Origin of the sequence: Trichloromonas sp., from assembly GCF_034006665.1 — a bacterium.
In the GTDB taxonomy this organism is placed as follows: Bacteria; Desulfobacterota; Desulfuromonadia; order Desulfuromonadales; family Trichloromonadaceae; genus Trichloromonas.
Genome location: NZ_JAVESI010000068.1, coordinates 1 through 10,614, shown reverse-complemented (window position 1 = coordinate 10,614; position 10,614 = coordinate 1). Strand labels below are relative to the sequence as shown.

Here is a 10,614-nt window from a genome sequence, read left to right as displayed (position 1 = left end):
GAGCACTTGCGCAGAGCATCCATGATCGCCGCCAAGTCAACATTGTTAGGGCAGCGGGCGGTGCAGGTTTCGCAGGAGACACAATACCAGATGGAGCGTCCGGCCAGCACCCGCTCGTACTGCCCCAGCTGCAACAGTCGGACGATGCGGTGGGGGGGATGTTCCATGAAGGAGCGCATCGGACAGCCGGCGGTACATTTGCCGCACTGGAAGCAGCGGTGTACCGAACTGCCGGAAAGCTTTTCCACCTTGCGCACGAAATCAAGGTGCATGGTTTCGGCGGAGAGAGTCATTTTGGTGTTTTTCATGGCAATGCCTTTTTTTTATAAGTCCTCGGCTGCGGCAATCCGACTACGTATCTTTTCTCCGTGGCGGCATCCGATTCTCACTCATCCATATATATGCATATGTGCACCATTCTCATTTCTTTGTCAACACTAAATTTTAAAAAATTTTAGTGTTGACACATAGCCTTCACCCGAGGCGGCACCAGAAACCTCAGCATTGTCCACAATCTGGGCATGGCCGCCGTCGCCGACACATTCGCTGCCTTGCTGCGGCGCGAGCGCATGCTTGGCGGCGAATAGTTCCCAATTCGACGGAACTGGTGTATGCTTCCGCCGTTTCTCTTCCCGCGCGAAAATCCCGTTTCTACAGACTTAAGGACACACCATGAGCACCCTGCCCGAATGCCCGGAATGCCGTTCCCGTTTTGCCTACGAAGATCGCGGTCTCTACGTCTGTCCCGAATGCGGCCACGAGTGGTCGGTGGACGCACCCGCCCCAGAGAACGAAGCGGCCCCGGTTGTGCGTGACGCCCATGGCAATGCCCTGACCGCCGGGGATAATGTCACCCTGATCAAAGATCTCAAGGTCAAGGGGGCGTCCTCCGTCATCAAGGTCGGCACTAAGGTGAAAATCCTTCGCCTGGTCGAGGGGGATCATGATATCGATTGCCGTATCGATGGTTTCGGCGGGATGATGCTGAAATCGGAGTTCGTGAAAAAGGCCGGATAGGCCGGATAGGCCATTTGTTTCAAACCGCAAACAACGAGAGAGAGGCTGTGATGTCGCTGATCAAGATTATGCCGTGTCTGGACATGAAGGACGGGCGCGTCGTCAAGGGTGTGAATTTCGTCGATCTGAAGGATGCCGGTGATCCGGTGGAGAACGCCAAATTTTACCAGAGCGAGGGAGCCGATGAACTGGCGATGCTCGATATTGCCGCGACTCTGGAAAACCGCAAGACCCGCCTGGAGTGGGTGGAGAAGGTGGCCGAAGTGATCAGCATCCCGCTGACCGTCGGCGGGGGGATCGGCAGTCTGGAGGATATTCGCCTGACCCTGGCCGCCGGGGCTTCCAAGGTGTCGATGAACAGCGCCGCCGTCAAGGATCCCGAGCTGGTACGAAGCGCCGCGCGGGAGTTTGGTTCCGCACGCATCACCGTTGCCGTTGACGCGCGTCGGAATCCGGCCATGCCTTCGGGGTTCGAATTGGTCGTTGCCGGCGGTACCAAGCCGGTGGGCAAGGATGCCGTCGCCTGGGCCCGGGAGTGCCAGGATTTGGGCGCCGGGGTTGTCCTGCCGACAAGCATGGATGGCGACGGAACCCGTGCCGGTTACGACCTGGAGTTCACCCGGGCCATCGCCGACGCGGTCAGTGTGCCGGTGGTCGCTTCCGGCGGCGCCGGAACGCTGGAGCATTTCTACGAGGGGGCGGTACAGGGCGGCGCGCAGATTCTGCTGGCGGCCTCGGTCTTTCATTTCAGGACATTCCGGATCAGGGAAGTCAAGGAGTATCTGCGCGGGCGCGGCCTTCAGGTTCTTCTTTAAAGGGGTTTCACGCCTTCCCCGGCACGATCCGGGGAGGGAGGAAAAACGGGGAAATCCCCGGGCGGCGGTCCCGTCCTGGGGATTTTTCGTCGGTTGTTCGTTAAAATAACGCTATCGGGAACGATCATGCCCACGATTGACGACGTTGAACGCTATCTTGCTTCTCACGGTCTTGAGGTATTGCGTTTCGCCGTACCGACTCCCACGGTGGAGACGGCGGCCGCCGCCGTTGGCTGCGCCCCGGCGGAGATCGCCAAGGGCATGTTACTGCTGGTCGGCGACCAGCCGCTGCTGGTGGTGGCCGGCGGCGACGTCAGGGTCAGGAGTGCGAAGCTCAAGCAGGCTGCCGGGCTGACCGGCAAGGTCACCTTCCCCGGGCCGGAGTAGGTGCTGCGTTACACCGGCTATGCCCCCGGTGGGGTCTGCCCCTTTCTTTTGCCGAAGGAGCTGTCGGTGTTGCTCGATCTTTCGCTGCGGCGTTTTGCCCAAGTTTATCCCGCCGCCGGGGACGATCATTCGGCGGTGGCGATTTCCTGCGAGAAACTCGCCGAATTGACCGGCGGGCCTTTCGCCCAAGCCTGTGATCCCATATCGCTGTAAAGCATTTGAGAAAAGGAGGTGAATCTCCATGGTGGATGTGCTGTTGCTGCTCGTTTCGATCTTTGTCGTTCTGCTGCTCATCGTCGGCGCGGCCGCGCTGCTGGTTCGGGCGCGGCTGGCCAAGACTCGTCAGGTGCTGGAACGGCGGGTACGGGGGGATGGGGATTTCGTTCAGCTGCTGGTGGGCAATGTCCGTTACAGCGGCGCCGATTTCGGCTATTCGAAGGTGAAGAACAACGGCGTGCTGATTGTCGGCGACCGCTGTCTGTACTTCCAGCATTTTATCGAGAAGACCCCCTCCATCGTGCTCCCTTTGGGCCAGATCCGGGATGTTACCCTCGTAGCTTCCTTTCGCGGTGAGCTGCCGACTCTCTCCGGCGGCTATCTGGTGCTGCACACCAGCGACAACAACCGGATCGGCTTTCTGCTCAAGGATCCCGAAAGCGTACAGACGAAGATCTATGCCCTGCGCAATCACGGGGAGGACGCGGCAGCGCGCCGGGATTGATTCCCGGCCGCATGCGGAGCAAGGAGAGAGACGTGAAAACCTTCTGGTTCATTGCCCTGGCCTTTCTGGTCGGCGGCCTGCTCCCCATCCAGGGGGGCTTCAACGCGCGCATGGGCCAGCTGCTTGCCCATCCCCTGCAATCCTCCCTGATCTCCTTTGCCGTGGGCACGCTCTTTCTCGCGGTATGCCTGTGGCTGCCCGGCATCGGACTGCCCGGTTGGGGGGAGATCCGTCAGATTCCCTGGTATCTGCTCACCGGCGGTTTCATGGGCGCAATTTTCGTGACCCTGGTGCTGCTGCTCATCCCCCGCATCGGCGTGGCCAATGTGGTCGTTGCCTCTTTGGCCGGACAGCTGCTGGTGTCGATGCTTCTTGACCATTTCGGCTGGCTCGGGGTTCCGCCCCATCCCCTGGGGATCCCCCGGGTGCTGGGGGCCTGCTGTCTGTTGCTCGGGGTGGTGTTGATTCGCTACTGACGGCGGCGGGGAAGGATTGCGCCGTTCCCCGCCCTTGTGAAGCCGGCTGCGGGCATGTGAGAATTTTCATCATCGAAGTGACAGGGGGGGGATTCCGTCTAGTATTGAAGGGTGATTTGGTCCGATTCCTTCTTCTGCGTCGGAGGTGCCTTTGCTACGCGTTCTTTCCCTAGTCTTGCGGGTGCTGGTTTGTGCGCTCCTGCTGGCGGCGACCGCCGCTTCTTCGGCCGCCGCCTTTACTCGACAGGAGAAACGGATCCTCGTTCTGCACTCCTACCACGCCGGCCAGCGCTGGACGGAGAGCGTCATGCAGGGGATGCGGGAGGTTTTTCCCCGAGAGGAGGCATCGGTTCTCCTTCATGTGGAATACCTCGATACCAAACGCAACCCCGACTCCACCTATTTCGCCGCCTTCAAGGCCCTGCTGCGGCGCAAACTCGAAGGGCTCTCCTTCGATCTGCTGCTGGTTTCGGACAACGAAGCCCTCGATCTCGCCCTGCACTACCGGGATGAACTCTATCCCCAACTCCCCATCGTTTTTTGCGGCATCAACAACTTCACACCGGCGATGCTCAGCGGCCGCGCCGGGATCACCGGCGTGGTCGAGGAACCGAGTTACCGGGAAACCCTGGAACTGGCGCTGCGTTTTCATCCCCGCACCCGCGAAGTCATCGTCATCGGCCGCGACGACACTCTGACCGAACAATTGATTCTCGAAGATCAGACTCAAGCCTTGCACGCCCTGGAGGGGCGGGTGCGGTCACGTTTCTGGATCAATCTGCCTGCCGAGGAATTGCAGGCGCGCCTGCCTGAACTCCAGGCTGGGCAGATCGTCATGCTCGCCACCACGGTGCGTAATCGGGCGGGGCAGGTTCTTTCCTACGGCGAAAGCTGTCGTCTGGTGCGTACCGCCTGTTCCGTCCCCCTTTACGGCGGTTGGGATTTCTTCCTCGGCCAAGGGATTGTCGGCGGCCGTCTGGTCAGCGGGCTGCGGCAGGGGCGGCTGGCGGCGGAGATGGCCCAAGAGATTCTGAGCGGAGCGGACCCGGCGACGCTCCCTGTGGTCGATACCGATGCGAACAACGCCTACCTGTTCGATTATACGGAGTTGCGGCGTTTCGCCATTTCCGAGTCCGCCCTGCCACAGGGGGCCCAGGTTATCAACCGGCCTTCCTCCTTTTATCCCGTTGGCAAGCACGAATTCTGGATTTTTCTCGGCCTGATGGCCGCGTTGGTGGTTCTGAGCCTGCTGCTCTTGCGCGCCAACTACCGGCAGAAACAGGCGAAAGACGCATTGCGACGGGCGTTGATCGCGGCGGAAGGGGAGCGGGACCGCAACGACGCCATCCTCCGTTCCTTCGCCGATCCCCTGCTGATCGTCGATCCCCACGGACGCATCGTGCAGGGCAACGTGCCGGCACAAACCCTGTTCTCTTCCCCCCTGACTGAACGTCCCTTGCAGGAGGTCATTAACGATGAGAGCTTCTGTCGGCTCATGGAACACGCCTTGCGGGGAGAGGACGAGGGGGGCGTCGTCGACCTGGAACTGTATCATCCCGAATATGCCGCATCCCGCGTTTTTCAGGCCCGCTTCTTTCCCGTTCGCGGAACAGGGCGGGCCGGAGCGGGCGGGGTGGCCCTTTTACAGGATGTGACCCAACTGCGGGAGATGGATCGCATGAAGAGCGATTTCATCTCCACCGCCGCCCATGAACTGCGTACCCCGATCACCGTCATTCTCGGCTTTGCCGAATTGCTGGCCGCGAATCGCGAGTTTTCCGAGGCGGAACAGCAAGAATTCCTGCAAACGATCATCGGGCGCGCCGAATGGCTTTCGCACCTGGTCAACGAACTCCTCGACCTCAGCCGCCTGGAGCGGGGGGAAGGGATTCCCCTGCATCCTGCGGCATGTGTTGTGGATGATTTGCTCCTGCCTTTGATTGAACAGTATCGCGGGCTTCATTCCCGGCATGATTTCTCCCTTTCCCTGCCCGCGCCGCCGCTGTGCCTGACCGTCGATGCAGGAAAAATCACTCAGGTTCTGGATAATCTGCTCAGTAACGCGGTGAAATATTCCCCGCAAGGAGGGCCCGTCGAGATTCATGTGGAAGCGGATGCCGACTTCTGCCGCCTGATCGTGAGGGACCACGGCATCGGCATGTCCCCCCAGCAGTCGGCGCATATGTTCGAGCGTTTTTACCGGGCGGATTTCAGCAATACCGCCGTTGGCGGACTGGGGCTCGGCATGGCCATTGTCCGGGGGATCGTCGAAGCCCATGGCGGTCATATCCGGGTGGAGAGCGAACCGGGGCGGGGGACGACGGTGATCGTGAGCCTGCCCATGGGTACCCTTGACGGTCGCCAAGGGATGGCGTAGGATTACGAAATTCATGGCCGGCGCGTTGGCGCCCTCGATTCAGGGAGGTTGACTATGTGGAAGAAATTGCTTTTTTTCGTGTTCCTTTGCGCCTTGGGCATGAGCTCGGCGCGGGCCGCCGGTTCAATTGACATGCAGGAAGGCCAATGGGAGATCACCACCCGGATGGAGATGCCCGGCATGCCGGTGCAGATTCCGCCTATGACCTTCAGCCAATGTATCACCCAGCAGGATCTGGTCCCCCAAAATGAGCAGCCGGACAACGAATGTACCGTGATCAGCAACCGCATCGACGGCAATACCGTGGTCTGGAGTGTCGTCTGCAAGGGGGAAGGGGGAGAAACCCGGGGGGATGGCCAGATTACCTATCATGGCGATCACTTTGAGGGGAGCATGCAAATGGCCATGCCCGAGGGGATGACCATGACCAACTATATGAGCGGTAAGCGCATCGGCCCTTGTCGTTAGGTGGCTGGTGAAAAACGCCCATTTGTGGCGTTGCCCCCCTCCTTGTTGTTGCGGCGTACCTTCCGGCACGCCTCTCTTCTTACGCTTCCGGGCGCCTTGCACCTAGGCATTTTTGATCGGTCTTTTTGACCGGGTGACATACTGTTTGCGGCTATCGCCACCTCACAACGCCAGAAGGGCGACTCAAACGGGTCGCCCTTCTGGCGTTGTGGAAAGATGTCGGCTGGTGGCGACAGGGTCAGTCGCGGTCGTGTCGCCAATCCCGGTCGTGCCCCCTGTCCTTGCCCCGATCATGATCGCGGTCGCGGCGATCCCAGTCCTTGCGATCATGCCGGTCCCAATCCCGCCGGTCGCGATGATCGACCGGGTGATGGATCCTTCCCCGGTAGTCGCCGCGATGCTCATGTTCCCGGTAGCGATGGTATTCCCGGTCACGGTGGATGATGATATCCCGGTGCTTGTGCTTGCGTAGCCCATAGGGGAGCAGGTCGGGGCGTACCTGGGTCCAAGGACCGTTGTAATGGCGACCGCGATGCCAGACGTCACCGTGGTAGACGTAGTAAAACCCGTCAATATGGACCATATCGTAGGGGATGTCGATGGCGACGGAGAGCCCCAGTCCCGGTGGGGTGAGAAAGACCGGAGGGGTGGGGAGCATGAAACTGGGGGCGGGAATGGCGGGCAGGCTGTAGACCGGACGCCGACTGCCGACGTTGAGGTTCAGGTTCAAGCCGACATCCGCGGCTTCGACCGTCGCGGCCGTGAGCAGAAGCGTCGTGCCGCAAAGAATAGTACCGATTTTCATAAAGAGACTCCTGAAAAAGATTCTGGCGAACGACGCCGGTGGGATCAGCGCTCCACGGGTAGATGCAGTAACCTTGCCAGTTTTGGATTCTTTTTTAACTATATGAAATAAAGACATATTTTATGTTTTGTCAAGGTGAGAGAAAATTTATCTGTCGCAAACCGCCGACAGCTGCCTTGACCGAACGGGGAAGGTCGGAGAAATAACCCGTAAAGCTTGTCGCTATCGGGCGACAGATCTTAAGCATCAAGAGCCGTGTCCACCTCACCGTTGACCAGTCGTTCAAAGCCGTTCGTGACGCTGGATCAGCTCTTCCCGCAGGCGGTGCAGAGCCGGGCTGAGGGCAACCTTGTAGCGGTGGGGATTGATCAGGCGCAGGGAACCCGCAGGCAGGCGGGCGAGCTCGGCGGCGCGGCGCTCGGACAGGGCATCGAGGGTTTCGGCGGGTTGGAGAATGCGGCCGTTTTCCATCACCGGACGGCGCAGGGGCAGCAGTCGCGCTTCAGATGGAAGCGGCTTGCGGCGGGCCGGGTTGGTGGGATCGTAAAGAATGGCGCCGGGGTGCAGTTCTTCATCCGGCAGGCTGAGGATATCCATGATGAAAGATCCCTCGCCGTCGACGGCGCGCAGCACCTCCTTGCGATCGGGAATGGTGCTTTTGCCGATGTCGGAGGTGGTCTTGAGGCGCGGCTCGCCGTTGTAGCGCACCAGCTTGTAGACTCCGCCGAGGGCGCCGCCCCCTTCGCCGGCGCAGGTCGCCAGACGGGTGCCTACGCCGTAGATGTCGATGCGACTTCCCTCGGCGCGCAGGGAGGCGATGACCTCCTCATCCAGTTCGTTGGATGCGAGGATTTTGACTTCGGGAAAGCCGGCGACGTCGAACATCCGTCGGGCTTCCCGGCTCAGGTAGGCAAGATCCCCCGAGTCGAGGCGCACGCCGCGCAGTTCATGGCCTTTGGCGCGCAGTTCCCGGGCGACGGTCAGGGCATTGGGCAGGCCGCTGGTCAGGGTGTCGTAGGTATCCACCAGCAAAACGCAGCTGTCGGGAAAAACTTCGGCGTAGGTGCGGAAAGCGGAGAGTTCATCGGGAAAGGCCATCACCCAGCTGTGGGCGTGGGTCCCCTTGACCGGGATGCCGAAGCGCTGCCCGGCCAGGACGTTGCTGGTGGAGCGCACCCCGCCGATACAGGCGGCGCGAGCCACGCTCAGGCCGCCGTCCGGTCCCTGGGCGCGGCGCAAGCCGAATTCGATGATTTCCCCGTCGCCGGCGGCGACGGTCAGGCGCGCGGCTTTGGTGGCGACCAGGGTCTGGAAGTTGATGAGATTAAGGAGGGTTGTTTCGACGAACTGGGCCTCGGCCAGGGAACCCTCGATGGTCAGCAGGGGCTCGTGGGCGAAGACCACCGTCCCTTCCGGTGGGGCAACGACAGTGCCGCGAAAGCGGAAGGTCTTCAGGAAATCGAGAAAGGCCGGCTTGAAGATGCCGAGACTTTGCAGATAAGCCAGTTCGGCTTCATCGAAGCGCAGCCGGGTGAGATAGTCGAGGGCCGGCTCCAGCCCGGCGAAGATCGCGTAGCTGCCGCGAAAGGGGGCCTCGCGGAAGAAGAGGTCGAAGGTTGCCGGCTGCTCGTGCATCCCCTCCTCGAAATAGCCGGCGAGCATGGTCAGTTCGTATAGATCAGTCAGCAGGGCGGGACAATTCATGGCTTCATCCCTTTCAGGGTTGGTTCAGCGCCCGGTCAATGCCGGTGAGTCCTTCGAGGGCGCCGGTGGCGATGGAAATGTGGGGAGCACGGATATACGGTTCGCGGGGGTTGATGCGTACTACTGTCGCATTCCCCCGCTCGCCGAGCCGCTCGCTGGTGTAACGGATGGTGGGGATGGCGCTGCCGGCGCCCATTTCGATGATAGCCAGGCGCTCTTTGCGGTGTTGTTCGAGGAAGATGTCGAAGCGCACCTGCTGGCCGTGGCTGCGCCCGCCGACCCAGGAGAAGTCGCTGAACATGAGGATGTTGGGGCGCGCCGTGCCGCCGCAGTGGGGGCAGAGGGGGATGTGCCGGGCGCGCATGGTCTCGAAATCGATGGGAATCTCTTCGTGGTTGTCCCATATCGCCGAGGAACAGGGGGTGAGGCATTGCAGATGATGGATCGAGCCGTGGACTTCGAGCATCTGGTCCTCGCCGAAACCGGCCTTCTGGAACTGGCCGTCGACGTTGGAAGTGACGACGAAGGTGTCGAGGCCGAAGCGCTCGGCCCATTGCCTCAGCAGGAAAAAGCCGGCGTGGGGCGCCGTGGCGCGGTAGAGGTTGGTGCGATGACCGTAGAAACCCCAGCCGAAGGTGGGATCGCGGTGAAAATGGGCGGGATTGGCGGCGTCGACGAAGCTCAGGCCGAGTCGTTCGTACATGGGATAGGCTTTCCAGAACCCCTGGTCACCGCGAAAGTCGGGCAGCCCCGAATCGACCCCCATTCCCGCCCCGGCGGTAATGACCAGTGCCTCGGCATTTCGCACCACCTCGGCCGCCCGCGCGAAGAGTTCCCAATTCATGCCGCCCTCCTCTCTCAGGGGTTTGTCTTCAGTCTTCAGCCTAAATGCCCACCTTCACCAACGTCGGTCGCAACACCCGGATCAGTTCCCGCGGATCGAGCCCGATCAGAAAACCGCGCTTACCGCCGTTAATGTAGATGCGCGGCAGCTCGGCGATGGTTTCTTCCAGATAGATCGGCATCGCCTTGCGGGTGGCGAAGGGCGAGGTGCCGCCCACCTGATACCCCGAATGCCTGTCCGCCGTCGCCGGCGCGCAGGGGGTGACGGTCTTGCAATTGATCTGGCGGGCCAGTTCCTTGGTCGAGACCTGACGGTCGCCGTGCATCAGGACGATGAGTGGGCGAGCCGCCTCGTCTTCCATCACCAGGGTCTTGATGACGGCGTGCTCGTCGACCCCCAACTCCCGGGAGGAGACGGCGGTGCCGCCCTTATCCTCATAAGCGTAGAGATGTTCGGTGAAGGGCACCTTTTTTTCGCGCAACAAGCGGATTGCCGGTGTGACGGGGAATTTCTCTTTGGCCATGTTTCCCCCTTGCCTCAAGCGCCGGCGATGGAGAGCGCCAGCATGATCAGACTATAGCCGATGACGCCGAGGCAGGCCAGGGCAAGCAGGTTGAAAAACTTCGCTGCCGCGCTGTTGGGAAGGTAGCGCAGAGGCATGACCAGGCCGAGGGCCGCGCCGCCGAGGGCGCCGCCGAGATGTCCGGCGTTGTCGGCGCCGACCAGCAGCCCGAAGAGAAACGCGTAGACCGCCCAGCGGAACATGAAATCGCGAATGTAGCGTCCTGGTTGCCCAAGGCGGTGGTAGTAGGCAACGGCGAACCCGATCAGACCGAAGAGAGAGCCGGAGGCGCCCACCACCGGCGTCATGGGATGATGCCACCGCAAAAAGAGAAGATCCGACAAATAGTTTAAATCATTAGATTATTTGCAATTTTTTTCTTGCGCCGGGACGTGATCTATGGTATATTCCTTAACAATTCCAATGCTTTGCGAGGGA

The 10,614-nt window shown here is 61.0% G+C and carries 12 protein-coding genes and 1 pseudogene; 7 read left to right on the top strand and 6 right to left on the bottom strand.

Features of this window, described 5'->3' with window-relative positions:
- The coding region (locus RBR25_RS16680; protein WP_432820678.1) for a 4Fe-4S dicluster domain-containing protein at window positions 1–308 on the bottom strand (308 nt) is incomplete at its 3' end.
- 364 nt (window positions 309–672) lie between these two features.
- On the opposite strand from RBR25_RS16680, the gene RBR25_RS16675 reads away from it, so the two are divergent.
- From RBR25_RS16675 to RBR25_RS16645, 7 genes and pseudogenes are all read left to right on the top strand, one after another.
- Window positions 673–1,017, top strand: a complete 345-nt coding sequence (locus tag RBR25_RS16675; RefSeq protein WP_432820677.1) for a zinc ribbon domain-containing protein YjdM — start codon at window positions 673–675, stop codon at window positions 1,015–1,017.
- A 50-nt stretch (window positions 1,018–1,067) separates the two neighbouring features.
- Window positions 1,068–1,832 carry an imidazole glycerol phosphate synthase subunit HisF gene (gene hisF, locus RBR25_RS16670; protein WP_432820676.1) on the top strand — a complete coding sequence of 255 codons (765 nt, stop codon included), beginning with the start codon at window positions 1,068–1,070 and terminating at the stop codon, window positions 1,830–1,832.
- A gap of 126 nt (window positions 1,833–1,958) precedes the next feature.
- A pseudogene (locus tag RBR25_RS16665) lies at window positions 1,959–2,432 on the top strand (YbaK/EbsC family protein).
- Between the two features lie 28 nt (window positions 2,433–2,460).
- Window positions 2,461–2,940, top strand: a complete 480-nt coding sequence (locus RBR25_RS16660; protein ID WP_432820675.1) for a hypothetical protein — start codon at window positions 2,461–2,463, stop codon at window positions 2,938–2,940.
- Between the two features lie 32 nt (window positions 2,941–2,972).
- A complete protein-coding gene (locus RBR25_RS16655) occupies window positions 2,973–3,416 on the top strand; it encodes a DMT family transporter (protein WP_432820674.1) in 444 nt (147 codons plus the stop codon).
- Between the two features lie 151 nt (window positions 3,417–3,567).
- The gene (locus tag RBR25_RS16650; RefSeq protein WP_432820673.1) at window positions 3,568–5,793 is read left to right on the top strand and encodes an ATP-binding protein; all 2,226 of its coding nucleotides are present in this window, start codon (window positions 3,568–3,570) and stop codon (window positions 5,791–5,793) included.
- A 54-nt stretch (window positions 5,794–5,847) separates the two neighbouring features.
- Window positions 5,848–6,261, top strand: a complete 414-nt coding sequence (locus RBR25_RS16645) for a DUF3617 domain-containing protein (RefSeq protein ID WP_432820672.1) — start codon at window positions 5,848–5,850, stop codon at window positions 6,259–6,261.
- 238 nt (window positions 6,262–6,499) lie between these two features.
- Here the strand turns inward: RBR25_RS16645 and RBR25_RS16640 are convergent, their stop codons facing one another.
- The 5 genes from RBR25_RS16640 to RBR25_RS16620 all read right to left on the bottom strand — a co-directional run bounded on the left by RBR25_RS16640 (window position 6,500) and on the right by RBR25_RS16620 (window position 10,484).
- Window positions 6,500–7,066 (bottom strand): hypothetical protein, encoded by a 567-nt coding sequence (locus RBR25_RS16640; RefSeq protein WP_432820671.1) that lies wholly within the window; start codon window positions 7,064–7,066, stop codon window positions 6,500–6,502.
- A 282-nt stretch (window positions 7,067–7,348) separates the two neighbouring features.
- Window positions 7,349–8,770 (bottom strand): nicotinate phosphoribosyltransferase, encoded by a 1,422-nt coding sequence (locus RBR25_RS16635; protein WP_432820670.1) that lies wholly within the window; start codon window positions 8,768–8,770, stop codon window positions 7,349–7,351.
- A 13-nt stretch (window positions 8,771–8,783) separates the two neighbouring features.
- The gene (locus tag RBR25_RS16630; protein WP_432820669.1) at window positions 8,784–9,614 is read right to left on the bottom strand and encodes an SIR2 family NAD-dependent protein deacylase; all 831 of its coding nucleotides are present in this window, start codon (window positions 9,612–9,614) and stop codon (window positions 8,784–8,786) included.
- Between the two features lie 40 nt (window positions 9,615–9,654).
- Window positions 9,655–10,137 (bottom strand): Cys-tRNA(Pro) deacylase, encoded by a 483-nt coding sequence (gene ybaK, locus RBR25_RS16625; protein ID WP_432820668.1) that lies wholly within the window; start codon window positions 10,135–10,137, stop codon window positions 9,655–9,657.
- 14 nt (window positions 10,138–10,151) lie between these two features.
- Window positions 10,152–10,484 carry a rhomboid family intramembrane serine protease gene (locus RBR25_RS16620; protein WP_432820667.1) on the bottom strand — a complete coding sequence of 111 codons (333 nt, stop codon included), beginning with the start codon at window positions 10,482–10,484 and terminating at the stop codon, window positions 10,152–10,154.
- Window positions 10,485–10,614: the final 130 nt, after the last annotated feature.

Bases quoted from the DNA above. Each gene is read 5' to 3' on its own strand.
- ybaK (WP_432820668.1), bottom strand. From the start codon at position 10,137: ATGGCCAAAGAGAAATTCCCCGTCACACCGGCAATCCGCTTGTTGCGC.
- RBR25_RS16630 (WP_432820669.1), bottom strand. From the start codon at position 9,614: ATGAATTGGGAACTCTTCGCGCGGGCGGCCGAGGTGGTGCGAAATGCC.
- RBR25_RS16645 (WP_432820672.1), top strand. From the start codon at position 5,848: ATGTGGAAGAAATTGCTTTTTTTCGTGTTCCTTTGCGCCTTGGGCATG.
- RBR25_RS16635 (WP_432820670.1), bottom strand. From the start codon at position 8,770: ATGAATTGTCCCGCCCTGCTGACTGATCTATACGAACTGACCATGCTC.
- RBR25_RS16640 (WP_432820671.1), bottom strand. From the start codon at position 7,066: ATGAAAATCGGTACTATTCTTTGCGGCACGACGCTTCTGCTCACGGCC.
- hisF (WP_432820676.1), top strand. From the start codon at position 1,068: ATGTCGCTGATCAAGATTATGCCGTGTCTGGACATGAAGGACGGGCGC.
- RBR25_RS16675 (WP_432820677.1), top strand. From the start codon at position 673: ATGAGCACCCTGCCCGAATGCCCGGAATGCCGTTCCCGTTTTGCCTAC.
- RBR25_RS16660 (WP_432820675.1), top strand. From the start codon at position 2,461: ATGGTGGATGTGCTGTTGCTGCTCGTTTCGATCTTTGTCGTTCTGCTG.
- RBR25_RS16620 (WP_432820667.1), bottom strand. From the start codon at position 10,484: ATGACGCCGGTGGTGGGCGCCTCCGGCTCTCTCTTCGGTCTGATCGGG.